Here is a 23,944-nt window from a genome sequence, read left to right as displayed (position 1 = left end):
ACAGGCCATCCGAAGGCTGAAGCGGGCGCAATCAGAGACCTTTAACCCAACCCCTTAAGCGCTCGGACACGGCTGGCACGCAGTCTCACCTGGCAAGCACGAGAGCCCCGGACTTCACAGAGGGCTCCGATGCGGCAGGGACAAGAGAGGCGTTATTACCGATGGCCAGCGTCACGCCGGCTGCCGGAGAGATCGGCCGCAGGGTCGATCTCTCCGGTTGCCCGACACACACCGACCTTCCTCTCACCGCCCCGCGACAGGGCGCTGCCGAGCGACCCCGCGTCGAGCGCATCGGCTCCGTCCGCATCCTGCGCCCCGGCGCCGGCTGGCGCGGCGTCGCGCTGCGCCTCGCCACCGATGCGGGCGCCGAGGGGCCGGACCGGTTCGAACTCACCCTGAACGAGGGCGATGGGCGTTCGGTCACCATCGCCTGTGTCGAGCCCGAGGACGCCGTGGCGCTCTGGCGCGATTGCGGCCGGGCGACGGGGCTGCCGCTGCTGCTGGAAACCGCCGAGGGCGTGGTCTGCGAACCCTTCCCGCAGATCGGCCGGCTCGCTCTCGGGCCGATCCGGATCCGCCGCCGCCATGCGGTGCTGAACGGACGCCGCCCGCGATTCCTGATGCGCCGCAAGACCGGGCGGCTGGCCGAACGGCCGGTCTATGTCCAGGGCGAGCGGCTGACGGATTAGATCCCGAAGCGCAGCAGCGCATCCAGCGCCAGGCCGGTCGCGAGCAGCAGCCCGGCCGGCCAGTTCGCGCGGAACAGCCGCAAGGCCAGCACCGGCGTGACCTGCGCCAGCCGCGAGACCTGCCAGCCGAGATGGCCGGCGAAGGCGGCCAGGCCGAGCCAGGCGACGACACCGCCATCCGCCAGCCAGACCGCGCCGCCGATCAGCAGCACGCAAAGCAGGAAACAGCCGCCGATCGCCGCCTGGGCGTGGCGGCCGAAATAGCGCGCGCTCGATTTGATGCCGACGAGGACGTCGTCCTCGATATCCTGCAGCGCGTAGATCGTGTCGTAGCCGATCGTCCAGAGCACGGCGGCGGCGTAGAGCAGATAGGCCGGCGGATCGAGGCGGCCGAACACCGCGCTCCAGCCGACGAGCGCGCCCCAGGAGAAGGCGAGGCCGAGCACGAATTGCGGCATCTGGGTGATGCGCTTCATGAAAGGGTAGATCGCCACGATCGCCAGCGAGCCGATGCCGAGCCAGATGGTGAAGCGGTTGAACTGCAGCAGCACGAGCAGCCCGACCAGCGACAGCCCGACCATGAAGATCGCCGCCGCCCGCGCCGAGACCTGGCCCGAGGGCAGGGGCCGCCCCCGGGTCCGCGCCACCTGCGCATCGAGCTTGCGGTCGACGATGTCGTTGAAGGTCGAGCCAGCGGCGCGCATCACCACGGCGCCGATCAGGAAGAGCAGGCAATGCCGGAGATCGGGGAAAGCCTGCCGGCCGGCGATCGCGGCCAGCGCCGCCGCCCACCAGCAGGGCAGCAGCAGCAATTGCCAGCCGACCGGCCGCTCGATCCGCGCGAGCTTGAGATAGGGCCGCAGCCGCCGCGGCGCGCGCGTATCGACCCAATGGCCCGTCAGGGCGTCGGGTAACGGGGCATCCGGAATGGGGGCGCCCGGTGCGGGCATGGTCGCCGGCCCGCGGTCAGAGAGCGCCCTGCGGAATCCTGATGCCGCCGCCGGTGATCGCGTCGCCGCCGCCGAAGGGGTTGGCGCCCTGCGCCTGCTGCTGGGCCCGCTTCTGCATCGCGGCCTGCTGCTTCACGGCGTTGCAGGCCTGGTTGCGCACGCCGGCCGCCTTCTCGTTGTCGGCCTTCAGCCCGTCGACGAAGCTCTGCGGGATCTGGCACCAATCCATATTGGCATTGGCGAATTTCACGGCGGCATTGCCGTTGCTGACCAGAGTGCCGAGCGTGCTGCAGGCCTCCTGCGGTGTCAGCTTGCGCTTCGACTTCTGCGAGGCGTTGAGCTTGGCGACGATCGACTGGCGCTGGGTGAGCAGCTTCTGGATCTCCTCGCAGCCCGAGGCCTGGGCGAAGGCCGTCTCGGAGCCGACAGTGAAGCCCATGGCGAGGCCCAGCATCGCGAACGCCTTCACGGCCGCCTTGCGCTGCAACGTCATCCTGGCTCCCATGGGTCCTGCTCCGGCTGTTCTGGTTCGGGGCGCTTGCCGATTGGCGGTACTCTTAGCCGCCCGTCCGTGATAGCGCCACATCGATATCCGCGTCCATGGGCGGTTAGCTGCGGAATGTGGCGGTTTTTGCGTTGCGCAGGCGTCTGTCCGCCGGCATCGCGGCAAGAGGGAGAGCGCCGAGATGTCGAGCCCCGATGGCAGCAGGCCGGATTTCGCCCGGTACCGCCTGTTCCTGCTCCATGATCTGGCGGCGGATAAGCCGCTGCCGCTCGAACGCGAGCAGGCGAACTACCTCCTCAACGTGCTGCGGCTGAAGAGCGGGGACACGATCCTCGTCTTCAACGGCCGCGATGGGGAGTGGCTCGCGGCGATCACGGCGGAGGGGCGCAAACAGGCCAGCCTGACGCCGCTGCGCCAGCTAAAGCCGCAGCCGCCGCCGCCCGATCTGGTCTATCTCTTCGCCCCGCTGAAACACGCCCGGCTCGATTATCTCGCCCAGAAGGCCGTCGAGATGGGGGCCGGCGTGCTGCAGCCGGTTTTGACGCGGCGGACCCAGGTTTCGCGCCTCAATCGCGAGCGGCTGCGCGCCAACGCCATCGAGGCGGCCGAGCAATGCGGCATCCTGGCGCTGCCAGAGATCCGGGAGGAGGTGCCGCTGGCGGCGGCCCTCGCGGCGCTGGAGCCGGAGCGGCTGCTCATCTTCTGCGACGAGGATGCGCCTGAGCGGGCGCCGCTCGCGGCGCTGGCGGAGGCCGCGCCCGGGCCGCTCGCCGTCCTCATCGGCCCCGAGGGCGGCTTCGATGCGGCGGAGCGGCAGGCGATCCTGGCGCGCCCGCGCACATTGCGGATCTCGCTGGGGCCGCGCATCCTGCGGGCCGACACCGCGGCTGTGGCGGCGCTGGCGCTGGTGCAGGCCATTCTCGGCGACTGGCCGCGCTGACGGGGGAGGCGGCGGCGCGCGCGGCCCGGAATCGGCTGCGAGGCTTGCATCCACGCCAACAGGGCCCTTGCATCAACGCGGGGGCGGGATCGTTGTCGAACTCCGAAGCCTCGCCTATGTCTGGCGCTCCTGCCCCGCCTTCGCCGTGCGATCCTGCCCGGCGGGGGTCGAGCCGTCCCAATTGCTGCCGGAGCGCCTATGGCTCGCGACGTGTCCGATTCGACTCCGGTCGGTTCCAAGGCCGAACTCATCAGCTGGATCGCCGCCGGCGAGAAACCCGCCTCCGCCTTCCGGCTTGGCACCGAGCACGAGAAATTCCCGTTCTATCGGAGCGACCTCTCGCCGGTCCCCTATGAGGGCAAGGACGGCAAGGGCGGCATCAGGCATCTGCTCGAAGGCATGCGGCAGCGGCTCGGCTGGGAGCCGATCACCGATGCCGGCCATATCATCGGCCTCGCTGGCCCCGAGGGTGGCGGCGCGATCTCGCTCGAACCCGGCGGGCAGTTCGAGTTGTCGGGCGCGCCGGTGGAGACGCTGCACGAGACGGCGGCCGAACTCGACGGCCATCTCGCCGACGCCAAGGCCGTCGCCGCCGCTCACGACATCGGCTTCCTGGCGCTCGGCCATTCCCCGCTCTGGACGCGGGAGCAGACGCCGGTCATGCCCAAGGGCCGCTACAAGATCATGGCCAACTACATGCCCAAGGTCGGGTCGCGCGGGATCGACATGATGTTCCGCACCTGCACCGTGCAGGTGAACCTCGATTTCGCCACCGAGGCCGATATGGTGCGCAAGCTGCGGGTCTCGCTGGCGCTCCAGCCGCTGGCGACCGCGCTGTTCGCGACCTCGCCCTTCACCGAAGGCCGGCTCAACGGCTTCCAGTCGATGCGCTCGGAAATCTGGCGCGATACCGACAATGCCCGCGCCGGCATGCTGGCCTTCGCCTTCGACGCGGGCATGTCCTACGAGGCCTATGTCGATTGGGCGCTCGACGTGCCGCTGTATTTCGTAAAGCGCGGCGATACCTATCACGACGTCGCCGGCGGCTCCTTCCGCGATCTCCTGGCCGGCAAGCTGCCGCAGCTCCCCGGCGAGCGCGCCACCATGTCGGATTGGGCGAATCACCTGTCGACCCTGTTCCCGGAGGTGCGTCTCAAGCGCTTCCTCGAAATGCGCGGCGCCGATGCCGGCCCGCCCGACATGCTCAACGCGCTGCCGGCCTTCTGGACGGGCCTGTTCTACGATCAGGCGGCGCTGGACGGGGCCTGGGAGCTGGTCAAGGGCTGGAGCGATGCGCAGCGGCAGGCGCTGCGCGACGCCGTTCCGGCGCAGGGGCTCGAGGCCAGCATCGACGGCCGCAAGCTCGGCGATCTCGGGCGCGACGTGCTGGCCCTGTCCCGCTCCGGGCTGAAGAACCGGGCCCGGCTCAACCAGCATGGCGAGGATGAATCGGTGTTCCTGGCGCCGCTGGAGACGATCCTCGACCGCAACCGCACGGTGGCCCAGGATTTGGCGGCGCGGTTCCAGGGACCTTGGAACTCCCGGGTGCAGCCGGTCTTCGAGGATTTCGCGATCTGAAGAATGCGATGCATCGCCAAAAGGAATCGCTCGCCCTGATCCGCTCCTTGCGCGGCATCGGCCCCCGAACCACGCAATTCATCGGTTCCATTAACGATTTGGCGCGATTCGGCGATATAGCCTCCTGGCCATGCAGCCGCTTCGCACCCAGTTGAAGAGCTTTGCCGCCGATCAGGGCGGCGCGACGATGATCGAGTATGGCTTGATCGCCAGCCTCGTCTCGATCGGCATCATCGCCACCGTCTCCGTCATCGGCGCGCAGGTGACCGCCTTCTTCCAGAACGTCGCCAGCGGCTTCAAGAGCTGACGCTGCGCGCTATTCCGCCGCGGTCTTGAAGCTCGCGAGATTGTCGAGGCTCTGGATGATGTGCTCGGCGAGCGCATTGGACAGGAGCGACGGGTCGAAACGCGTCCGCAGCAGCCCGATCTTGCAGGAGGGCAGCGTCGCGAACCCATCCGCCGGTCCCAGGATCCGCATGCCGGGCCTGACCGCGCTTTCCGGCAGGACGGAGACCGCCAGCCCCGCCACCACCGCCGCCCCGACCGCGGTCGAGTTCCAGCTGGCATAGAGCACGCGGAAGCGCCGGCCCTTGTGCTCCAGCGCCTCCACCGCCGCCTGCCGCCAATTGCAGGTCGGGCGGCCCAGCGCCAGCGGCAGCGGATCCTCCTCATGGACGGAGTGGCGCGCGGAGCTGACCCAGAGCAGCGGCTCTATGCGGATGATCTCGCCCTGTCCGCGACTCTCGACATGGGTGATGATCGCGAGGTCGATGTCGCCGGTGGCGATACGCTCCGCCAGCATCGGGGTCGGCTCGCAGACGACCGTCACCTCCGCCCGCGGATTGGACCGCGCGAAGCGCGCCAGGATCTCGGGCAGATAGCGGTCGGCATAATCATCCGGCACGCCGAGCCGGATGCGGCCCTTGAGATCGGCATCGGCGAAGCTCGCGACGCATTCCAGGTTCAGCCGCACGATCCGGCGGGCATAGTCCAGCAGCCGCTCGCCATCCTCGGTCAGCTTGGCATGGCGCCCGTCGCGGCCGAAGAGCGGGCGCCCGACCCGTTCCTCCAACCGCTTCATCTGCATCGACACCGCCGACTGCGTCTTGAACACGATCTCCGCCGCGCGGGTGAAGGAACCGGTATCGGCGATCGCGACGAAGGTCTTGAGCTGGTCGGCGTCGAGCACATGCGCCATGGCGGGCACTCCAAACGGTTCATCAATATCCGTGTTGTCAAGCATCATAAGCATTCGTTTGGCTGATGGCCAGCCAAAAGCTAGTCTTTCTCCAATGTCACGAGCTGTCCCGCCGATCTGCGAGGAAACGGCATTCGAAGCACTGGAGCTCTCGCGGTCGCCGCTCAGGCTGCCGCAAGGTCACCGGCTCGCGAATGCGGATTCCGCGCCGGCGGACTCATGCCCGCGACGTCACGACTGAATGAAGGAGGCCGTCATGTTCTCCATGACCTTTGCTGCAAGGCTGCTCTTGTCCCTGGCGACCGGGCTGACGCGGATCGCCGCGTCCGGCGTGGCCGGCGTGACGCATCTGGTCAAAGCCGTGGCGCACCGACGCGAGATGCACCTGCTCTCCGATATGGACGAGCGTGCGCTGAAGGATATCGGCCTGGTGCGCTCCGATGTGGCGGGCGCGCTGGCGACGTCCTGGCTGCGCGACCCCACCGCCATCCTCGCCGCGCGCGCCTGCGAACGCTCCAGCGTCGCGGCCGAGCGACGCGACCGGGCGGACCCTCGACACGCCCCGGCGCGCCAGCCGGCCGCCGAGCCCGCTCTGACGGAGCGGGCCGCCGCCGGCGCGGCAACAGTCGCGCTGCTGGGTTCGGGCCCGTCTGAAGCCGAGATTGCGTGCTGCGCCTGACCCCTTGGGGCAGCACGTCCTCAGGGCGGGAGCTTCGGCTTCCGCCCTTTTTTATGGGGCGGCCGCCGGCCGGCCCGCCCGTCAGCGCCGCTGACCGCCCAGCATCGAGTCGAAGATCTCCTTCAGCGCGTTCTGGTGCTGGTCCTGCACCTTGCGGCCATGCTCGAACATCTGGTTGAGCGCATCGAGCCCGATCGCCCCCGGTCCCGCGGCCGCATCCGCCTGCCTCTGCTTCGGCTCCTCCGGCTTCGCTTCCGGTTCCGGCGGCGCCGGGTTGGCGGCCGAGGCGCCGGGCTGCGCCCCGCCCATCATCCCGGAGAGGATCTGCCCGAACATGCCGCCGAAGGCTTCCGGCCCCATCGCCCCGCCGGTCTGCTCGGGCTGAGCCTGCGTCGGCTGCCGCGGCGGCTGGCCGGCATTGCCGAACAGGCCGCCGAGCATCGCGTCGAAAGGGTTGACCGGGTTCGGCTGCTGCTGCGGCTGCGCCGGCGGCCTGCCGCTCATCATCTCGGCGAATTGCCCGAAGAACCCGTCGAGACCGCGATTCGAGGCGGATTTGGACAGGCCTCCCATCACCATCGCAGCGATCACCGGCAGCATCTGCTTGAGGATCGCCTGGCCGAGCCCGGTGGTGGCCGCGGCCTGCGTGGCGACGGCGTTGCTGACCTCCTTGGAGCCGAACAGCTGGCCGAGAACCGTATTGCCCATCGCGCGCGCATGGTCCGGGATGCCGTCGCCATTGGCATCGAACATCTTGGCGTAGGGGTTGGCCGCCATCATCTGCGCGAAATTGCCGAAAGCGTAGGGATCCTGCGTCTGCCGTTGCAGCCCCATCGAGAAAGCGGGCAGCAGCGCCTCGATGGCCGCCTGCGTCTGCTGCTGGCTCAGCCCGTATTGCCGCGCGAGGTTCTGCATGGCCTGGCCGTTCTGCGCCTGCTGCATGATGTCGAAGAGGGTCATCATGGCGTTCCTCCGGCTGTCATCGCGGTCTGCTGCCGCTGGTGCGGGGACGATAGAGCATGATGCCGAAAAGTGGGAACCGGTTTTCGGGCGACATCATGTGCCCTCGGCGGCGCCCGGCCCGGGCCCGCGCTCCGCTCAGCGTGGCGCGCCGGCCCGGCGCTCCAGCCGCGCGATCCCGCGATAGGCGTAGATCAGCGCCACCACCCCGAAGATCACCGCCCCCGCCGCGGAGCCCAGCAGCGCGCCCTTCGGTCCGCCATAATGCGCGCCGAGGAAGCCGAGCGGCATCGTGCCCAGCGTCGCCCGGCCCCAGCTGAACAGGGTCGAGAGGATCGGCATGCCGAGATTGTTGAAGGCGGCGTTGGCGACGAAGAGCAGCCCGACGAAGACCCACATCGGCCCGGCCAGCAGGCAGAAGAAGCGCACGAGCTCCGCCGTCAGCCCCGTCGCGCCGAAGGCCAGCACGATCTGCTCGCGCAGCAGCACCAGAGCGAGCCAGGCCAGGAGCACGCAGGCGATGGCGCAGAGCGTGGAATCGGTCAGGCCCCGCCGCATGCGGTCATAGCGGCCGGCGCCCCAATTCTGCCCGAGGATCGGCCCGACCGCGCCCGACAGCGCGAACAGCACCCCGAAGGCGACCGGCACCAGCCGGTCCATGATCGCCATGGCCGCCATGGCCGCATCGCCGAAACGGGCCATGACGCTGGCGAAGACGGCGTTGGCCACCGGCGTCGACAGATTGGTGAGGATCGCCGGCCCGGCGATCGCCATCGCGCCCGGCAGATCGGCGACCAGCGCCGCCCAGCGCGGCCGGGCGACGATGCGATGCACGCGGACCGCCCCGTGGAAGCCGACGGCCGCGATGATAACGCGCGACACCACGATAGCCCAGGCGGCGCCGTCCGGCCCGAGCCCGAACCCGAAGATGAACAGCGGATCGAGCCCCGCCGTCGCCAGGCCGCCGCCCAAGGTCACGAACATCGCCCGGCGCGCATCGCCGACGGCCCGCAAGATCCCGGAATAGCCCATTCCCAGCGCCATCAGCACGTTGGAGGGCAGCACGATCGTCAGGAAGGACAGCGCCACCGCATAGGATTCGTCATGCGCGCCGAGCAGCCGCAGCAGCCAGGGCAGCAGAGGCAGGGCGATCACCGAGAGGGCGATGCCGGCCAGCGCCATCAGCGCCATGGTCGAGCCGGCGATGCGGCGCGCGCCTTCGCGATCGTCGCTGCCGAGCCGCCGCGCGGTCAGCGCCGTGGCCGCGATCATCAGACCGATATTGATGGAGATCATCAGGAACAGCACGATCGTCGCGAAGCCGACCCCGGCGGTCGTCCGAGCCAGGAGACGTAGAGCAGCGACAGCAGGTCGACGAGAAAGATCGCCATCAGGCCGATCGACCCGGTCGCCGTCATCACGGCGACATGGCGCATCGTCGATCCCGTGACGAAGACCGCCTGGGAGGAGCCCTCGGCCGGCTCGCTCACCGCTCCGGCTCGCCGACGCCGCCGACCGCGACCTCGGCGCCGCCCAGCACCGTCTCGGTCTCGGCGTTCAGCGCCTTCGGCTTGGCCTTCGGCTTGACCAGCGGCTCCGGCGTCACGCGCGGCACCTTGGTCAGCGCGGCGGTGATGCCCTCGGTGAACTGGATCTCCATGCGCTGCTGGTCGCGCTCGCGCACATGGTCGATGATCAGGCTGGCCTCGTCATAGGTCAGGCCGAGCCCCTCCAGCGTCACCCGGCCGAAGCCCAGCGCCGATTCGAAGGTCTCGCGCATCTGGTAGTCCACCTCCGCCTTCATCAGCTCGATCGCGTGGATGCGGTCATAAGCGCGGGCATGGATCCGGGCGGAGGGAAATTCCGATTTGGCGATTTCGGCGATGCGCAGCGCCGCGCTCCTGTCGTCGACGCAGATGCAGATGATGCGGGCCTTGCCGGCGCCGGAGGCCTTCAGCACGTCGAGCCGCGTGCCGTCGCCGTAATAGACCTTGAAGCCGAATTTGGCGGCGGAGCGGATGCGCTCGACGTCGGAATCGATGACGGTGACGTCGATATGCTGCAACAGCAGCGCCTGGGTGACGATCTGGCCGAAGCGGCCGAAGCCGATCACCACCACAGAGGCGGCGCCGGCCCCGTCGAAATCCTCCGCCATCGTCTCCGTCGTCGCGCGCGACAGCAAGAACCCGTCGATCAGCTTGGCGAGCACCGGGCCGAGCAGCATCGAGAGCGCCGCGAGCGCCGTGGCGATGGCGCCCTGCTGCTCGTCCATCAGCCCGAGCGCGACGCCGAGCGGCAGCAGCACGAAAGCGAATTCGCCGGCGGGGGAGAGCAGGGCGCCCGCCCGCACCGCTTCCGTCATCGAGGAGCAGGAGGCGCGCAGGATCGAGGCGGCGATCGCGATCTTCGCCAGGACGAGGAGCGGCGCGAGCAGGGCGAGGAGCAGCGCGTTCTGCAGCACCAGAGCGAGATCGAGCGACATCCCGACCGCCATGAAGAACAGCCCGAGCAGAACCCCGCGGAACGGCTCGATATCGGCCTCGAGCTCGTGCCGGAAATGCGAATCGGCCAGCAGCACCCCGGCCAGGAAGGCGCCCATCGCCATGGACAGCCCGACATGCTCCATCAGCAGCGCCGAGCCGAGCACGATCAGCAGCGCCGCCGCGGTCATCACCTCCTTGGCGCCGGTCTTGGCGAGAATGCGGAAGAACGGGTTCAGCGCATAGCGCCCGGCCAGCACGATCGCCGCGACCGCCGCCGCCGCCAGGGCCAGCGCCGCCACGGCCTTGCCGGCGCCGCCGCTCGCCGCGCCGGTCGTCGCCAGCAGCGGCAGCAGCGCGAGCGCGGGCGCGATCGACATGTCCTGGAACAGCAGGATCGAGAAGGTGCGCCGGCCATAGGCCTCGCTGCCGTCGCCACGCTCCTCCAGCAATTGCAGCGCGATCGAGGTCGCCGACAGGGCCAGAGCGAGGCCGATGGCGATGGCACCGCCGATGCTGAACCCGAACGCCCAGGCGGTCCCGCCGATCAGCCCTGCGCTCAGCGTCATCTGGGCGAGGCCGGCACCCAGAATGTCCTTGCGCATCGAATAGAGCCGCTCCGGCTGCAATTCGAGGCCGACGAGGAAGAGCAGCAGCACCACGCCGATCTCGGCCGTGCCGCGGATCGTGTCGGGATCCTTGATCACCTCGAGGACCGAGGGACCGATGACGATGCCGGCGGCGAGATAGCCGAGCACTGCGGATTGGCCGAGCCGGCGGAACAGGGGCACCGCCAGAACCGCGCCGGCGCAGAACGTCAGGATCGGCGGCAGAAAACTGGTGTGGGATGCATCGGCCATGGCTGCTCGAATCCGGGAGTGACAGGGATCGCGCGGCTGCCCGGGCCGGCGGAGAGTGCAATCTAGGATGTTGCAGCGCAATCTGCGAGGGCGCATCTGCAAGACTGCATCTGCAGATGCGAAGGCGGCATGCAGCGGGAGCGGGCGGCTTCCTTGACATCGCCGTGTTCACGCCGAAAGAAGGCGCATCAACCCGATGGATCCGTCCCCCGCGTGACCAAGCCGCCGCTCGATATCCTGCTCTGCACGCCGCGTGGTTTCTGCGCCGGTGTGGTGCGCGCCATCGACGCCGTCGAGAAGGCGCTGAGCCTGCATGGCGCGCCGGTCTATGTCCGCCACGAGATCGTCCACAACAAATACGTGGTCGAATCGCTGAAGCGGAAGGGCGCGGTCTTCGTCGCCGAGCTGTCGCAGGTGCCGGACGCGACTCGGCCGGTGATCTTCTCGGCGCATGGCGTGCCGAAATCGGTCCCGGCCGAGGCGCAGCAGCGCCATCTCTTCGCCATCGACGCCACCTGCCCGCTGGTCACCAAGGTGCATCGCGAGGCGGAGGTGCATCACAAGCGCGGCCGCCACATCCTGCTCGTCGGCCATGCCGGCCATCCCGAGGTGATCGGCACCATGGGGCAGCTGCCGGAGGGCGCGATCACGCTGATCGAAACACTTTCCGACGTCGCCGCTCTGGCCCCGCCGCCAGACCGGCCGCTCGCCTTCGTGACGCAGACGACCCTCTCCGTCGACGACACCAGGGAGATCGTCGAGGCGCTTCAGGCGCGTTTTCCCGGGCTGATCGGCCCGCATCGCGAGGATATCTGCTACGCCACCACCAACCGCCAGGAGGCGGTCAAGCATGTCGCGCCCAAGGTCGACGCGATGATCGTCGTCGGCTCGCCGAATTCCTCGAACTCGCAGCGCCTGCGCGAAGTGGCCGAGCGCGCCGGCTGCCCGGCGGCGCGGCTGGTGCTGCGCACCGACGAGATCGACTGGTCGGTCTTCGGCGGCATCCGCCGGCTCGGCCTCACCGCCGGAGCGAGCGCGCCGGAGGTGCTGGTCGAGGAGATCATCGACGCCTTCGCCGCACGCTACGAGGTGCGGGTGGAGACGGTGACCACGGCCGATGAGAGCGTGTTCTTTCCGCTGCCGCGCGAGCTGCGCGGCGAGCCGCAGCCGGCACCGGCCGAATAGGCCCGCGGGAAGGCACGATCTTGGCCGTCTACACCGAAGTTCCCGACGACGAGCTGGCCGCCTTCGTGGCGCGCTACGACATTGGCGAGCTGCTGGCGGTGAAGGGCATCGCCGAGGGCGTCTCGAACTCGAACTTCCTGCTGCATACCACCACCGCCTTCTACATCCTGACGCTCTACGAGGAGCGCACGGAAGAGCAGGACCTGCCCTTCTTCATCGCCCTGATGGAGCATCTGGCGACGCGGGGGCTGACCTGCCCGCAGCCGGTGCGGATGCGCGACGGCGTCACCGTCAGCCGGCTCGCCGGGCGCCCCGCGGCGATCGTGACCTTTCTCGACGGGCTGTCGATCCGCCGCCCCGGCGCCGTCCATTGCGGCGAGGTGGGCCGCGGCCTCGCTTTGCTGCACCAGGCCGGGGCTGATTTCCCGATGCAGCGCGCCAACAACCTCTCGGTCGCGGATTGGCGCCCGCTGGCCGAGCAGGCGAGGGGGCGGGCGGATACGATCTCGCCCGGGCTGACGGCGCGGGTGATGGCCGAGATCGCGGAGCATGAGCGGGCCTGGCCGCAGGATCTGCCGCGCGGCATCATCCATGCGGATCTGTTCCCGAACAACGTCTTCTTCATCAAGGATCGGCTGTCCGGCCTGATCGACTTCTATTTCGCCTGCACCGACGCCTTCGCCTATGATCTCGCGATCTGCCTGAACTCCTGGTGCTTCGAGGCCGATTCCTCGTTTAACCTGACCAAGGGCCAGGCCCTGCTCGCCGGCTATGAGAGCGTGCGCCCGCTGGAGCCGGCGGAGGTCGCGGCGCTGCCGGCGCTCTGCCGCGGTTCGGCCCTGCGCTTCCTGCTGACGCGCATGGTCGACCTGCTCGACGTGCCGGAAGGCGCGCTGGTCAAGCCGCTCGACCCGCTGGAATACGACCGCAAGCTCGTCTTCCACCAGCGCGTGGCGGATGCCCGCGATTACGGGCTGAAGCGGTGAGCGAGGCCCTCCGCCAGCGGGGATCCGCGCGATGAGCGACGCCGTCGAGGTCTGGACGGACGGCGCCTGCTCCGGCAATCCCGGTCCCGGCGGCTGGGGCGCGATCCTGTCCTATAAGGGCAAGGAGCGGGAATTATCGGGCGGCGAGGCCAACACCACCAATAATCGCATGGAGCTGATGGCCGCCATCTCCGCGCTGGAAACCCTGACCCGGCCCTGCACCGTCGCGCTGCACACCGACAGCCAATATCTGCGCCAGGGCATCACCGCCTGGATCCATGGCTGGAAGCGCAATGGCTGGCGCACCGCCGACAAGAAGCCGGTGAAGAACGAGGAGCTGTGGAAACGGCTCGATGCCGCGCTCGGCCGCCATAAGATCGAGTGGAAATGGGTCAAGGGCCATGCCGGCGACACGATGAACGAGCGCGCCGACGCTCTCGCCCGGGCCGGGATGGCGCCGTTCAAGCCAGGCCGCTGAACCGCTCGCCAGCGCGCTGCGGGATCAGGGCGGGCTGTGGCGAAACCTGCTCGGGCGAAAGTCTAATTCGACAACGTTATCAATGGTGGTGATGGCAGGACAGTCCTCATCTCCAAAATCTATCGTATTTATAAAGAATTTGCGTGAACTTTGTCGGGATGGTGCCGTTGGTCCATCTCAACGAAAGTTCTGGTCATGCCAAAAATCATCGTGCTGATCGTGGATGACGAGCCCCTCATCCGGATGGATCTGGCCGAAACCGCCGCCGAAGCCGGCTTCGTCGCGCTCGAAGCCGCCAATGCCGATGAGGCCATTCTGTTGCTCGAGGCGCAGGACGATATCCGGATCCTGGTGACCGACATCGACATGCCGGGCTCGATGGACGGGCTCAAGCTCGCGGCGGCCGTGCGCCGGCGCTGGCCGCCGGTGGTCATCATCGTGACCTCGGGCCGGGTCCTGCCCGCCACGTCCGATCTGCCTGCGGCGACGACCTTCCTGGGCAAGCCCTACTCGACGCGCAGCATGTCGGCCGCGCTGCGTCAGGCCGCCTCCGAGATCCTCCCGGAGCCCGGTAAGGCCTGAGCGGCCGCGCCCCCGTCAATCCAGCGCCTGCCGGTAGACGATGAAGCCGCTGCGCTCCGCCAGCGTGTCGTACAGCGCCTGCGCCCTGGTATTGCTCTGATGGGTCTGCCAATAGACCCGCAGGCAGCCGAGTTCCGCCGCCTTCCGCTTCACGGCGCCGATGAGCTTGCGCCCGGCGCCGCTGCCGCGCGCCGTCTCGGCCGTGAACAGGTCCTGCAGATAGCACATGTCCTTCTCGCTCCAGAAGGTGCGGTGCAGCACCCAATGCACGATGCCGATCGCCTGCCCGTCCCGTTCCGCGATGAAGCCGCCCATGGAGGGGTCGCTGCCGGTCAGCCGCGCGAAGCTATGGTCGTAGATCGCATCCGGCAGCGTCGTCTTGTAGAAGGCGAGATAATCGCGCCAGAGCGGCGTCCAGGCGGCGCGATCGGCGGAGACGAGCGGGCGGATCGTGATGTCGGACATGGCGGGGCTCCCGGGAACGCGACGAATCTAGTCCCGCCCGCACCGGCTTGTCTCATGACAATGCGATATCGGTTCGATAACAGCCGCTTTCACGCCCTCCGCCACCCCGCAGCGGTCGCGTTGCCGGTGCCGGCCGGGGATGCTACCCGGCCGCATGGAGCACCGCGTCAGAACCCTCGATCTAAGCGACGCCGAGGCCGTCGCGACGCTGCACAGGGCGAGCTATGACGCGGCCCTGCCATGGCTCGCCGGGCGTTATACGCCTGAGCAGGACCGGTTCTTCTTCGAGACCCTCGTGTTCGCGCAATGCCGGGTCTGGGGCGTCCTCGACGCCGGGTCGCTGCAGGGGTTCATCGCCTGCCGCGACGGCTGGATCGACCAGCTCTACGTGCGGCCCGGCGCGCAGGGCCGCGGCATCGGCAGTGCCCTGATCGCCCAGGCGAAAGCCGTCTATCCCGCCTTGCAGCTCTGGACTTTCCAGCGCAATGCCGGAGCGCAGCGCTTCTATGAGCGACACGGCTTCGTCGCGGTGGAATCGAGCGACGGCTCGCGCAATGAGGAGCGCGAGCCGGATAGGCGATATTGTTGGCGGTCGGTCTGATCGCCACGGGGGCAAGACCGCCACGCGGGCAGGATGGCCGCGGCCATCAGCCAGGGGGGAGCGACCGCCGCTCCGGCGTCAGAGCTGGGCGAGCAGCGCCTCGGCGCCGGAGACATCGGCCTTGCCGGGCGCGTCCTCGACATTGAGCGCGCTGACGACGCCGTCATTGACGATCATCGAATAGCGCTGCGAGCGGGTGCCCAGACCGAAGCCCGACCCATCGAGCGAGAGGCCGATCTCCTTGGCGAAATCGGCATTGCCGTCCGAGAGGAACTCGATCGCGCCGGCGGCGCCCGTCGACTTGGCCCAGGCATCCATCACGAAGACGTCGTTGGTGCTGGTGACCATGATCGCGTCGACGCCCTTGCCCTTGATCTCGGCGGCCTTGGCCAGGAAGCCGGGCAGGTGGTTCTTGTGGCAGGTCGGGGTGAAGGCGCCGGGAACGGCGAAAAGCACCACTTTCTTGCCCTTGAAGAGGTCGTCCGTCGTCTTCGCGGCGGGACCGTCGGCGGTCATCACCCGGAACGTCGCCTGCGGAAGCTTGTCACCCACCTTGATGGTCATCGCACCTGTCTCCGTGAAATCTGCGGCGATCGCCGTAGCACGGGATTAGGGCTTGCCGGCCGGGATGTCGAGTTCCAGCCGCGCCTCCACCGGCTGCGGCGCCCCGCTCAGCGTGACGACGAAAGGCAGCGGGCCGGCCGCGCCCTTGGGCCGCTCCTTGATCCGCAGCTGCGCCAGCACCGTCCCGTCCGGCTGCGGGGTCAGCACCGGCTTGGCGAAGGACCATTGTCCCGGCCCCTCGACGAAGATGTCGTCGATCCTTCCGTTCGGCGGCGCATGCAACGAGAAGCGCAGGCCCGGCTCGGGGGCGGCCATGTCGATCCTGGCGTCGTTGACGCCGAGCCCGTCGCGCTGCGCGCCCGGCTTCACCGGAACCGGCACCCTGGCCTCGAACATTTCCAGCCGTGGCGAGGTCACCGCCGTGACGCCCGGCTCCAGCCAGAGCCGCGCCTCGCCCTTCACCGGGATGCAGATCTTGTCGCAGATGGCGTAGTCGAGCGCGAGCACCACCAGCACCGGCTTGGTCGGATCGGCCGGCTGCACCGAGACCGGGATCACCACCTCGCCGACATAGCCGATCGAATGGCCGAAGCCGTCGGCGAAGCGCTCGGGCGCCGGCCAGCGCACGTCGAGCCCGCCGACATTGACCGAGCCGCTCCAGTCGAAGCGCGGGGGCGCGCCGTAATCGCCGGCGCTGCGCCAATAGGTCTTGTAGCCCTGCGCCATCACGATCTCGACGCCGATGCGCTGCTTTCCCGATGGCGAGGTCGCCCCGGCGATCAGCCGCAGCGAGGCGTGGTCGCTCTTCGACCATGGCGACACGGCCGCCTGCTGCGCCCGCACGGGGGCGCTCGCCAGGACCAGAAGGGTCGCCAACAGGGCCAGGGTCTTGCTCACATTGATCATTTAAGCCTCGTCGCGGCCAATTGCGACCTGAGCATGGAGGAGAGCGTCAACGATTGCGTGAGCCGCGCCCGGAACGCCTGTCGCCGAAGCCGCCGGCTTCGAATTCTTGCGCGGGCCCAGTTCACAGCCCGGGGGAAAGTGAATTACCATGGCTGCATGAAGATCGGCGCATCCCCTCGCATCAGCGGCCGCAGCTATCTCGACGGGCAGTGCCTGATCGCGATGCCGAACATGAGTGACAGCCGCTTCAGCCGCAGCGTGATCTATGTCTGCGCCCATTCCGAGGATGGTGCCATGGGCATCATCGTCAACAAGCCCGCGGCCGATACACGCTTCCCCGATCTGCTGGTTCAGCTCGACGTGATCCCCTCCGACGAGCTGATCCGGCTGCCGAGCCAGGCCGAGCGCATGCAGGTGCTGCGCGGTGGCCCGGTCGAGACCAAGCGCGGCTTCGTGCTGCATTCCTCGGATTTCTTCCTGGAATCGGCGACGCTGCCGATCGACGACGGCATCTGCCTGACCGCGACGCTCGACATCCTGCGGGCCATCGCCATCGGCAGCGGCCCCGAAAACGCGATCCTGGCGCTGGGCTATGCCGGCTGGGCCGCCGGCCAGCTCGAATCCGAGATCCAGGCCAATGGCTGGCTGCATTGCGCCGCCGATTCCGAATTGCTGTTCGACGATGGTGTCGACACCAAATATCAGCGGGCGCTCGGCAAGATCGGCATCGACCAGGCCTATCTCTCCCGCGAGGCCGGCCACGCCTGAGCCGGAGATCGCGGCTCCCGCGCCCGCTGTTCCCGAACTAGGCCGCTTCGCTCGAGGCCGCTGCCGCGCCGACCAGCCGCCGCGCTTCCGCCGCCGTCATCGGCTGGCCGAAGACATAGCCCTGCGCATATTGGCAGCCGAGCTGGTAGAGCTCGATGGCGTCCGACTCGCTTTCCGCCCCCTCGGCCACGACATCCATGCGCAGATCCGCGGCGAGCTGGACGATCGAGCGCAGGATCACCGGCGGCTTGCCATTGCCCATCTGCCTGACGAAGCTCTGGTCGACCTTGATCGTGTCGAAGGGGAAGCGCTGCAGATAGGACAGCGAGGAATAGCCGGTGCCGAAATCGTCGAGCGACAGCCCGGCGCCGAGATCGCGGATGCGGTGCAGCATCTGCGCGGCATATTCCGGGTTCTCCATCACCAGGCTCTCGGTGATCTCGAGCTTCAGCGTGCCGGGCAGGACCCTGCGCCGGCCGAGCACGGTCTTCACATCGTGCAGCAAATCATGCCGCAGCAATTGCCGGCTGGAGACGTTGACGCTGGCGAAGATCGGCGGGTCGACCTCCAGCGCCGCCTGCCAGGCTTCGAGTTCGCGGGCCGTGCGGTCCATGACATAGACGCCGAGATCGACGATCAGCCCGGTCTCCTCGGCGATGGCCAGGAAATCCTGGGGCATCAGCCGGCCCTCGCGCGGGTGGTCCCAGCGTACCAGCGCCTCGAAGCCGGCGATGGTGCGGTCGCCCAGCCGGACGATGGGCTGGTAGACCACCTGGATCTCGCCGCGCTCGATCGCCCGGCGCAGATCGCTCTCCAGAGCCAGCCTGTCGTTGCGGTCGGTGCGCATGGCCGCCACGAACACCTCGATCTTGTTGCCGCCCTGGCGCTTGGCATGCGCCATGGCGAGCTCGGCATTCTTCAGCGCATCGTCCTGGCGGGCCGCCGGCGCCGGGTCGAACAGAGCGAGCCCGATCGAGGGGGTCAGGAAGATCTCGCGCTCGGCCAGCGTCACCGGGGTCGAGACCGCCCGGCGGACGAGCTCGGCCAGCGCCAGGATCCGCTCCGGGTCGCGCTCCGAGACCAGGATCATGGCGAAGGTGTCGCCGCCGATGCGGGCCAGCGTGTCCTGCGCCCGCAGCAGCCGGCCGAGCCGGCGCGCCAGCGTCAGCAAAATCGAGTCGCCGGCGGAGAAACCGACGGATTCATTGACCTGCTTGAAGCGGTCGATGTCGATGACGATCACCGTCGGGCGCATCGAATCATCGGCACGGCAGAAGCCGAACACCGCCGCCAGCCGGTCCTGGAACAGCTTGCGGTTGGGCAGCCCGGTCAGATTGTCGTGGACCGCATCGTGCAGCATGCGCTCCTGCGCCGTGCGCTGCTCGGTGACGTCGGACAAGGTGCCGATGACGCGGATGACTTCCCCGTCCGAGCCGATCACCGGCCGCGCCTTGATGTTGAACCAGTGATAGGCGCCGCTTGAGGCGCGCAGCCGGAAATCGAGGTTGAGCTTGCCGCGGCGCTGTTCGAGCACAGCGTCCAGCGTCACGCGATAGCGGTCGCGATCGCCGACATGCATGAACTCGAGCCAGCGCGCCGCCGAACCTTCGAGCGCGCCGCGCGGCAGGCCGAGCAGCAGCTCGACCTGAGGCGAGACGAAGATCTTGTCGGCGGCGACGTCCCAGTCGAACACCAGATCGCCCGAGCCCGACAGCGCCAGCGCCCGCCGCTCGGTTTCCGAGACCAGCCCCTGCGACAGCGCCCCGCCGGCGAAAGCATGCTGGATCACCGTGAAGCCGATGAGCAGCACGATCAGCACCAGCCCGCCGAGCAGCGCCGGAGCGACCAGGTCGCGCTGGAACTGGCCGGTGACGGTGAAGCCCGCGGCCGTGACCCAGACCGCGAGCAGGAACCAGGTCGGGATCAGCATCACCGCCCGCTCATAGCCATGCGTGGCGAGGTGCAGGATCAGCACGAAGCCGATCGCCGCCACCGCCGCGATCGAGATCCGCGCGATGCCCGAAGCCATCGGCGCGTCGAACACCGCGAGCGCCACCAGCCCGGCCAGGCCCAGCATCCAGATCGCGGTGACATGGCTGTAGCGCACATGCCAGCGCGAGAGGTTGAGATAGGCGAAGAGGAAGACGAGCAGCGTCGCCGCCAGCACGACCTCGGCACCGGCGCGATAGATGCGCTCGATCGACGGGGTCAGCGGAAAGATGCGCTGGAAGAAGCCGAAATCGAGCCCGGCATAGGCGAGCACGGCCCAGGCCAGCGCCGCCGCGGCGGGGAAGATCACCGCGCCCTTGACCACGAAGATGATCGTCAGGAACAGCGCCAGAAGCCCGGCGATGCCGATGATGATGCCCTTGTACAGCGTCAGCCCGTTGGTCTTCTGGCGATACGCCTCCTGCTCGTAGAGATAGAGCTGCGGCAGATTCGGCGATTTCAGCTCGGCGACGAAGGTGACGGTGGTGCCGGGGTCGAGCGTGATCAGGAAGACGTCGGCATCCGGGCTCGGCTCCCGGTCGGGGCTCAGCCCCTGGCTCGCGGTCACCGCCTCGATGCGGGTATCGCCGAGATCGGGCCAGATCACCCCGGAGCCGATCAGCCTGTGAAAGGGCGCGACCAGCAGCCGGTCGATCTGCTCGTCGGAATCATTGGTCAGCGCGAAGACGATCCAGTCCGGCCGGGCGCCGGATTCCCGCGCCCGCACCGCGATGCGCCGCACGATCCCGTCCGGCCCCGGGGCGGTGGAGATCTGGATGACGTCGCCATCCGAGCGGTTCCGCTCCACGACATTGGTGAGATCGAGCACCGGCGCATCGACCGGCACGCGCACCGCCTCGACCGCGCCGGCCGATCCCGCCAGGGCGAGCCACAGGGCCAGCCCGAGCAGCGCGAGGCCAAGCCGGAAAAGGCGGTCGGTGAGAGACAAACGCGACTCGGGGCTGGGAAGGAAGACGGTCATCAACGGTGGCGTCAGTCGTATCGGCGGCTCATGGCGAGGGCAAGGCGGTGAGGCAAGACAGCTGCGGACAGCGTCGCCCCGGCTCAGCCGGCGCCGGGCAGCCTGTCGCTCGCCAGGGCGGCGAAGAGGAGATGGTCCTCCCAGGCACCGTTGATGCGCAGATAGGCCCGCGCCAGCCCCTCCTGGCGGAAGCCGACCCGCTCCAGCAGGCGGCGGGAAGGCAGGTTGTTGGGCAGGCAGGCGGCCTCCACCCGGTGCAGCGCCAGATCCGCGAAGGCGAATTGCAGCGCGCCGCGCACCGCCTCCGTCATATGGCCCTTGCCCGCATGGCGCTGCCCCATCCAGTAGCCGAGCGTGCAGGCCTGCGCCACGCCGCGCCGCACCAGCCCGAGCGTCAGCCCGCCGAGCAGCTGGCCGGTCGCGGTCTCGGTGACGAACAGCGAATAGGCCTCGTCGGCGGCCATTTCCCGCGCCGCCCGCTTCACCCGCAGCCGGAAACTGTTCCGCGTCAGGTCGTCCTCGTGCCAGACCGGCTCCCAGGGGGTGAGGAAGGCGCGGCTCTCGATCCGCAGCAGCGACCAGGCTGCGTAATCCTCGGCCACGGGCGGGCGCAGAGAGAGGTTCTGCGTCTGCACCAAAGGGCGCTTGGGCGGGTCGCTGGCGAAGCGGAACAGGGCCATCCGGCTCAGGCTCCGGCCCTGGCGCCGTGCCGCAGGGCCGTGGCCGGCGGCAGCCCGTGCAGCGGCCCCACCGCCGCGATCGTCGGCTGGTGGCCGAGCAGCGAGCGCCCGGCGTCGCGCACCGCCTCCAGCGTCACCGCATCGAGCCGCGCCGCCAGCTCCTCGCGCGGGATCGCCCGGCCGAAGATCAGCACCTGCCGCGCCATCTGCTCGAGCTTGCCGCCCGGGCTTTCGAGCGAGGCGAGCAGCCCGACCTTCATCTGCGCCCTTGCGCGCGCGACCTCGGCCTCCGTCACCGTCTCGGCCGCATCGCGCAGGCAGCCGAGGGCGACCTCGACCAGCTCGGCGACATCGTCCGGCGCGGTGCCGGCGCTGATGCCGAACACGCCGCAATCCGAGAACGGCCAATGGAAGGCATCGACCGCATAGGCCAGCCCGCGCTTCTCGCGCACTTCCTGGAACAGCCGCGAGGACAGCCCGCCGCCGAGCACGGAGGCGAAAATCTGCAGCGGGTAATGCGCGCCGGAGCTGAACGGCTTGCCGGGGAAGCCGAGCACGAGATGCACCTGCTCCTCGTCGCTCTTGATGCGCGCCTCGCCGCCGCGATAGGCGCCGCCCTGCCGCTCATGCGCCACGGCCGGGCTGGCCGGCAGCGCCGAAAGATGCGTCTGCGCCAGCGCCACCAGCTCGGCATGGTCGACCGCGCCGGAGGCGGCCAGGACCATGTTGCCGGCGTGATAATTGCGGGCGAGATAGGCCCGGACCGCCTCCGGCGTGAAGCTCTGCACCGTCTTGGCCGTGCCGAGGATCGGGCGGCCGAGCGGCTGCTCCGGAAAGGCCGCTTCCAGGAAACGGTCATAGACGAGATCGTCCGGCGTATCCTGGACAGCGCTGATCTCCTGCAGGATCACGCCCTTCTCGCGCTTCAGCTCCTCCGGCGTCAGCGCCGGCGCGGTCAGGATGTCGGAGAGGATGTCGACCGCCAGCGGCAGGTCCGAACCGAGGACCCGCGCGGTGTAGCAGGTGTATTCGACGCTGGTCGCGGCGTTGAGATCGCCGCCGACGCTCTCGATCTCCTCGGCGATGTCCAGCGCATTGCGCCGGGCGGTCCCCTTGAAGGCCATGTGCTCGAGCAGATGGGCGAGGCCGTGCTCATGGGGCAGCTCGTCGCGCGCCCCGGCGCCGATCCAGATGCCGAGCGAGACGGTGGCCGCATGCGGCATGCGCTGCGACACCACCCGCAGCCCGGAGGGCAGGGTCGTCAGATCGACCTCGGGGTCGTGCCGGCCGCCGGCGCCGGCGGGCGCGGCGATTTCGGCCGTCTCATGCGGGCCGGTAGCGGTCATCCCGGTGCTCATGCGGCGGCGCCTCTCACGGCGCGGGCGTTGCGGCGGATGAAATCCTCGATCCGGCCCTGATCATTGGCCAGCAGGGTGAAATGCTCCGGCCGCTCCATCAGATCGGCGAGATGCGGGGGCAGGGCCGGCTCGACCCCGCTCGCCGCCTTCACCGCCGCCGGGAATTTGGCGGGATGGGCGGTGCCGAGCACGATCATCGGCGTCGCTCTGTCCCGCTGCAGCCCCTGCCGCGCCGCGGCGACACCGATCGCGGTATGCGGATCGAGCAGATAGCCGGCTTCGCGCCAGCTCCGCCCGATCTCGGCGGCCACCGCCGCCTCGTCGATGGCGGCGGCATCGAACTCGCTGCGGATGCGCGCCAGCGGCGCTTCGGCGATCTCGAACCGGCCGGACTGACTGAGCGACTGCATCAGCCGGCGCACGGCGGCACCGTCGCGATCATGCACCTCGAACAGCAGGCGCTCGAAATTCGAGGAGATCTGGATGTCCATCGAGGGCGAGCTGGTGGCGCTGACGCCCTGCATCTCATAGGCGCCGCTCTGCAAGGTGCGCACCAGAATGTCGTTGCTGTTGGTGCCGATCATCAGCCGCTCGATCGGCAGGCCCATCCGCTTGGCGACATGGCCGGCCAGGACATCGCCGAAATTACCCGTCGGCACGGCGAAGGAGACCTTGCGGCCGGGCGCGCCGAGCGAGACCGCCGAGCTGAAATAATACACCACCTGCGCCGCGATCCGGGCCCAGTTGATCGAGTTCACCCCGGACAGGCCGAGTTCGTCGCGGAAGGCAAGATGATTGAACATCGCCTTCACCAGATTCTGGCAATCGTCGAAAGTGCCTTCCACCGCGATCGGGTGGACATTGTCGGCGCCGACCGTGGTCATCTGCCGACGCTGCACGTCCGAGACCCGGCCCTGCGGGTAGAGGATGAACATGTCGACGCGGTCGAGCCCCTTGAAGGCGTCGATGGCCGCCCCGCCCGTATCGCCCGAGGTGGCGCCGACGATCGTCGCCCGCTCGCCGCGCAGGCGCAGCACATGGTTCATCAGCCGCCCGAGCAGCTGCATCGCCACATCCTTGAAGGCGAGCGTCGGCCCGTGGAACAGCTCCAGCACGAAGAGATTGTCGCCGAGCTGCGTCAGCGGGCACACGGCCGGATGGCGGAATGTGGCATAGGCCTGGTCGATCATCTCGGCCAGCGCCTCGGGCGCGACGTCGCCATCGGCCAGCGGTCCGATGACGCGCCGCGCGACCTCCGCATAGGGCAGGCCGGCCAGCGCCGCGATCTCGGCCGTCGGCAGCCGCGGCAGGGTTTGCGGCACGTAGAGCCCACCGTCGCGGGCGAGCCCGGCGAGCAGCGCATCGGAAAAGGAAAGCGCGGGCGCTTCCCCGCGGGTGGAGACATGCAGCACGGGTCTTGATCTCGTGTGGTGAGCGCGGTGTGGTCCGGGCTGAAGCTATAGGCCGCCGGGGCGCGCAGGGCAAAGGGCGCTTTCGCGGGGCACCGCGCCGCCTCGTGCCGTCCCGACCCGCGCGATCCGAGACCCTTTGGCAGCCTGCC

At 68.9% G+C, this 23,944-nt stretch carries 25 protein-coding genes; 11 read left to right on the top strand and 14 right to left on the bottom strand.

Annotation, left to right across the window (positions count from 1 at the left end):
- Positions 1-161: 161 nt before the first annotated feature.
- Positions 162-689, top strand: coding sequence for a DUF6101 family protein (locus ASG72_RS00930; protein WP_056707678.1), 528 nt, complete (start codon positions 162-164; stop codon positions 687-689).
- Here the strand turns inward: ASG72_RS00930 and ubiA are convergent.
- Both ubiA and ASG72_RS00920 read right to left on the bottom strand, forming a co-directional pair.
- Positions 686-1,639: a 4-hydroxybenzoate octaprenyltransferase gene (gene ubiA, locus ASG72_RS00925; RefSeq protein ID WP_056707674.1), complete on the bottom strand. Its 954-nt coding sequence runs from the start codon at positions 1,637-1,639 to the stop codon at positions 686-688. The two genes, ASG72_RS00930 and ubiA, sit on opposite strands and share 4 nt — an antisense overlap.
- Positions 1,640-1,655: 16 nt before the next feature.
- The gene (locus ASG72_RS00920) at positions 1,656-2,144 is read right to left on the bottom strand and encodes a hypothetical protein (protein WP_244488652.1); all 489 of its coding nucleotides are present in this window, start codon (positions 2,142-2,144) and stop codon (positions 1,656-1,658) included.
- Between the two features lie 181 nt (positions 2,145-2,325).
- Between ASG72_RS00920 and ASG72_RS00915 the strand changes: the two genes are divergently transcribed.
- The 3 genes from ASG72_RS00915 to ASG72_RS20135 all read left to right on the top strand — a co-directional run bounded on the left by ASG72_RS00915 (position 2,326) and on the right by ASG72_RS20135 (position 4,969).
- Positions 2,326-3,084, top strand: coding sequence for a 16S rRNA (uracil(1498)-N(3))-methyltransferase (locus ASG72_RS00915; protein WP_056707667.1), 759 nt, complete (start codon positions 2,326-2,328; stop codon positions 3,082-3,084).
- A 198-nt stretch (positions 3,085-3,282) separates the two neighbouring features.
- Positions 3,283-4,662 carry a glutamate--cysteine ligase gene (locus ASG72_RS00910; protein ID WP_056707664.1) on the top strand — a complete coding sequence of 460 codons (1,380 nt, stop codon included), beginning with the start codon at positions 3,283-3,285 and terminating at the stop codon, positions 4,660-4,662.
- 130 nt (positions 4,663-4,792) lie between these two features.
- Complete coding sequence (locus ASG72_RS20135) at positions 4,793-4,969, top strand: Flp family type IVb pilin (RefSeq protein ID WP_082539983.1); 177 nt, start codon at positions 4,793-4,795, stop codon at positions 4,967-4,969.
- 9 nt (positions 4,970-4,978) lie between these two features.
- On the opposite strand, the gene ASG72_RS00905 is transcribed toward ASG72_RS20135, so the two are convergent.
- Complete coding sequence (locus ASG72_RS00905; RefSeq protein ID WP_056707659.1) at positions 4,979-5,860, bottom strand: LysR substrate-binding domain-containing protein; 882 nt, start codon at positions 5,858-5,860, stop codon at positions 4,979-4,981.
- Between the two features lie 256 nt (positions 5,861-6,116).
- On the opposite strand from ASG72_RS00905, the gene ASG72_RS00900 reads away from it, so the two are divergent.
- Positions 6,117-6,539: a DUF1127 domain-containing protein gene (locus ASG72_RS00900; RefSeq protein WP_162246174.1), complete on the top strand. Its 423-nt coding sequence runs from the start codon at positions 6,117-6,119 to the stop codon at positions 6,537-6,539.
- A gap of 81 nt (positions 6,540-6,620) precedes the next feature.
- Here ASG72_RS00900 and ASG72_RS00895 read toward each other — a convergent pair whose 3' ends face one another.
- From ASG72_RS00895 to ASG72_RS00885, 4 genes are all read right to left on the bottom strand, one after another.
- Positions 6,621-7,502 (bottom strand): DUF937 domain-containing protein, encoded by an 882-nt coding sequence (locus ASG72_RS00895; protein WP_056707652.1) that lies wholly within the window; start codon positions 7,500-7,502, stop codon positions 6,621-6,623.
- Between the two features lie 135 nt (positions 7,503-7,637).
- The gene (locus ASG72_RS00890; RefSeq protein ID WP_244488651.1) at positions 7,638-8,795 is read right to left on the bottom strand and encodes an MATE family efflux transporter; all 1,158 of its coding nucleotides are present in this window, start codon (positions 8,793-8,795) and stop codon (positions 7,638-7,640) included.
- The gene (locus tag ASG72_RS21200; RefSeq protein WP_244488650.1) at positions 8,795-8,989 is read right to left on the bottom strand and encodes a hypothetical protein; all 195 of its coding nucleotides are present in this window, start codon (positions 8,987-8,989) and stop codon (positions 8,795-8,797) included. The genes ASG72_RS00890 and ASG72_RS21200 overlap by 1 nt, the downstream gene beginning before the upstream one ends.
- Positions 8,986-10,839, bottom strand: coding sequence for a monovalent cation:proton antiporter-2 (CPA2) family protein (locus ASG72_RS00885; RefSeq protein ID WP_056707650.1), 1,854 nt, complete (start codon positions 10,837-10,839; stop codon positions 8,986-8,988). Before ASG72_RS00885 ends, ASG72_RS21200 begins: the two co-directional genes overlap by 4 nt.
- 213 nt (positions 10,840-11,052) lie before the next feature.
- Between ASG72_RS00885 and ispH the strand changes: the two genes are divergently transcribed.
- The 4 genes from ispH (at position 11,053) to ASG72_RS00865 (ending at position 14,070) form a co-directional block, all read left to right on the top strand.
- Positions 11,053-12,024: a 4-hydroxy-3-methylbut-2-enyl diphosphate reductase gene (ispH, locus tag ASG72_RS00880; RefSeq protein ID WP_244488649.1), complete on the top strand. Its 972-nt coding sequence runs from the start codon at positions 11,053-11,055 to the stop codon at positions 12,022-12,024.
- A gap of 20 nt (positions 12,025-12,044) precedes the next feature.
- Positions 12,045-13,010 (top strand): homoserine kinase, encoded by a 966-nt coding sequence (locus ASG72_RS00875; RefSeq protein WP_056707647.1) that lies wholly within the window; start codon positions 12,045-12,047, stop codon positions 13,008-13,010.
- A 31-nt stretch (positions 13,011-13,041) separates the two neighbouring features.
- Positions 13,042-13,488, top strand: coding sequence for a ribonuclease HI (rnhA, locus tag ASG72_RS00870; protein ID WP_082539981.1), 447 nt, complete (start codon positions 13,042-13,044; stop codon positions 13,486-13,488).
- A 195-nt stretch (positions 13,489-13,683) separates the two neighbouring features.
- A complete protein-coding gene (locus tag ASG72_RS00865; protein ID WP_056707643.1) occupies positions 13,684-14,070 on the top strand; it encodes a response regulator in 387 nt (128 codons plus the stop codon).
- Between the two features lie 15 nt (positions 14,071-14,085).
- Here ASG72_RS00865 and ASG72_RS00860 read toward each other — a convergent pair whose 3' ends face one another.
- Complete coding sequence (locus tag ASG72_RS00860; protein WP_056707640.1) at positions 14,086-14,535, bottom strand: GNAT family N-acetyltransferase; 450 nt, start codon at positions 14,533-14,535, stop codon at positions 14,086-14,088.
- A gap of 154 nt (positions 14,536-14,689) precedes the next feature.
- On the opposite strand from ASG72_RS00860, the gene ASG72_RS00855 reads away from it, so the two are divergent.
- Positions 14,690-15,136 (top strand): GNAT family N-acetyltransferase, encoded by a 447-nt coding sequence (locus ASG72_RS00855; protein WP_056707638.1) that lies wholly within the window; start codon positions 14,690-14,692, stop codon positions 15,134-15,136.
- Between the two features lie 78 nt (positions 15,137-15,214).
- Here the strand turns inward: ASG72_RS00855 and ASG72_RS00850 are convergent, their stop codons facing one another.
- Both ASG72_RS00850 and ASG72_RS00845 read right to left on the bottom strand, forming a co-directional pair.
- Positions 15,215-15,700 carry a peroxiredoxin gene (locus tag ASG72_RS00850; protein WP_056707635.1) on the bottom strand — a complete coding sequence of 162 codons (486 nt, stop codon included), beginning with the start codon at positions 15,698-15,700 and terminating at the stop codon, positions 15,215-15,217.
- A 45-nt stretch (positions 15,701-15,745) separates the two neighbouring features.
- A complete protein-coding gene (locus ASG72_RS00845) occupies positions 15,746-16,606 on the bottom strand; it encodes a protein-disulfide reductase DsbD domain-containing protein (RefSeq protein WP_056707632.1) in 861 nt (286 codons plus the stop codon).
- 156 nt (positions 16,607-16,762) lie between these two features.
- Between ASG72_RS00845 and ASG72_RS00840 the strand changes: the two genes are divergently transcribed.
- A complete protein-coding gene (locus ASG72_RS00840) occupies positions 16,763-17,374 on the top strand; it encodes a YqgE/AlgH family protein (protein WP_056707630.1) in 612 nt (203 codons plus the stop codon).
- Positions 17,375-17,411: 37 nt separating this feature from the next.
- Here the strand turns inward: ASG72_RS00840 and ASG72_RS00835 are convergent, their stop codons facing one another.
- The 4 genes from ASG72_RS00835 to thrC form a co-directional block, all read right to left on the bottom strand.
- Positions 17,412-20,345: an EAL domain-containing protein gene (locus ASG72_RS00835; RefSeq protein WP_082539980.1), complete on the bottom strand. Its 2,934-nt coding sequence runs from the start codon at positions 20,343-20,345 to the stop codon at positions 17,412-17,414.
- 83 nt (positions 20,346-20,428) lie between these two features.
- Positions 20,429-21,025: a GNAT family protein gene (locus ASG72_RS00830; RefSeq protein WP_056707627.1), complete on the bottom strand. Its 597-nt coding sequence runs from the start codon at positions 21,023-21,025 to the stop codon at positions 20,429-20,431.
- A 5-nt stretch (positions 21,026-21,030) separates the two neighbouring features.
- On the bottom strand, positions 21,031-22,371 hold the full coding sequence (locus tag ASG72_RS00825) for a pitrilysin family protein (RefSeq protein WP_156395740.1): 1,341 nt from the start codon (positions 22,369-22,371) through the stop codon (positions 21,031-21,033).
- 8 nt (positions 22,372-22,379) lie between these two features.
- A complete protein-coding gene (gene thrC / locus ASG72_RS00820) occupies positions 22,380-23,795 on the bottom strand; it encodes a threonine synthase (protein ID WP_056707623.1) in 1,416 nt (471 codons plus the stop codon).
- Between the last annotated feature and the right edge of the window lie 149 nt (positions 23,796-23,944).

The sequence above is a fragment of the Allobosea sp. Leaf344 genome, assembly GCF_001426225.1.
GTDB lineage: Bacteria > Pseudomonadota > Alphaproteobacteria > Rhizobiales > Beijerinckiaceae > Allobosea.
This window is presented reverse-complemented; position numbering and strand designations above follow the sequence as displayed.

Bases quoted from the DNA above. Each gene is read 5' to 3' on its own strand.
- ASG72_RS00885 (WP_056707650.1), bottom strand. From the start codon at position 10,839: ATGGCCGATGCATCCCACACCAGTTTTCTGCCGCCGATCCTGACGTTC.
- rnhA (WP_082539981.1), top strand. From the start codon at position 13,042: ATGAGCGACGCCGTCGAGGTCTGGACGGACGGCGCCTGCTCCGGCAAT.
- ASG72_RS00905 (WP_056707659.1), bottom strand. From the start codon at position 5,860: ATGGCGCATGTGCTCGACGCCGACCAGCTCAAGACCTTCGTCGCGATC.
- ASG72_RS00900 (WP_162246174.1), top strand. From the start codon at position 6,117: ATGTTCTCCATGACCTTTGCTGCAAGGCTGCTCTTGTCCCTGGCGACC.
- ASG72_RS00840 (WP_056707630.1), top strand. From the start codon at position 16,763: ATGAAGATCGGCGCATCCCCTCGCATCAGCGGCCGCAGCTATCTCGAC.
- ASG72_RS00825 (WP_156395740.1), bottom strand. From the start codon at position 22,371: ATGACCGCTACCGGCCCGCATGAGACGGCCGAAATCGCCGCGCCCGCC.
- ASG72_RS00865 (WP_056707643.1), top strand. From the start codon at position 13,684: ATGCCAAAAATCATCGTGCTGATCGTGGATGACGAGCCCCTCATCCGG.
- ASG72_RS00915 (WP_056707667.1), top strand. From the start codon at position 2,326: ATGTCGAGCCCCGATGGCAGCAGGCCGGATTTCGCCCGGTACCGCCTG.
- ASG72_RS00930 (WP_056707678.1), top strand. From the start codon at position 162: ATGGCCAGCGTCACGCCGGCTGCCGGAGAGATCGGCCGCAGGGTCGAT.
- ASG72_RS00850 (WP_056707635.1), bottom strand. From the start codon at position 15,700: ATGACCATCAAGGTGGGTGACAAGCTTCCGCAGGCGACGTTCCGGGTG.
- ASG72_RS00855 (WP_056707638.1), top strand. From the start codon at position 14,690: ATGGAGCACCGCGTCAGAACCCTCGATCTAAGCGACGCCGAGGCCGTC.
- ASG72_RS00895 (WP_056707652.1), bottom strand. From the start codon at position 7,502: ATGATGACCCTCTTCGACATCATGCAGCAGGCGCAGAACGGCCAGGCC.
- ASG72_RS00860 (WP_056707640.1), bottom strand. From the start codon at position 14,535: ATGTCCGACATCACGATCCGCCCGCTCGTCTCCGCCGATCGCGCCGCC.
- ASG72_RS00920 (WP_244488652.1), bottom strand. From the start codon at position 2,144: ATGGGAGCCAGGATGACGTTGCAGCGCAAGGCGGCCGTGAAGGCGTTC.
- ASG72_RS00835 (WP_082539980.1), bottom strand. From the start codon at position 20,345: ATGACCGTCTTCCTTCCCAGCCCCGAGTCGCGTTTGTCTCTCACCGAC.
- ASG72_RS00845 (WP_056707632.1), bottom strand. From the start codon at position 16,606: ATGATCAATGTGAGCAAGACCCTGGCCCTGTTGGCGACCCTTCTGGTC.
- ASG72_RS20135 (WP_082539983.1), top strand. From the start codon at position 4,793: ATGCAGCCGCTTCGCACCCAGTTGAAGAGCTTTGCCGCCGATCAGGGC.
- ASG72_RS00910 (WP_056707664.1), top strand. From the start codon at position 3,283: ATGGCTCGCGACGTGTCCGATTCGACTCCGGTCGGTTCCAAGGCCGAA.
- ASG72_RS00890 (WP_244488651.1), bottom strand. From the start codon at position 8,795: ATGATCTCCATCAATATCGGTCTGATGATCGCGGCCACGGCGCTGACC.
- ASG72_RS00830 (WP_056707627.1), bottom strand. From the start codon at position 21,025: ATGGCCCTGTTCCGCTTCGCCAGCGACCCGCCCAAGCGCCCTTTGGTG.
- ubiA (WP_056707674.1), bottom strand. From the start codon at position 1,639: ATGCCCGCACCGGGCGCCCCCATTCCGGATGCCCCGTTACCCGACGCC.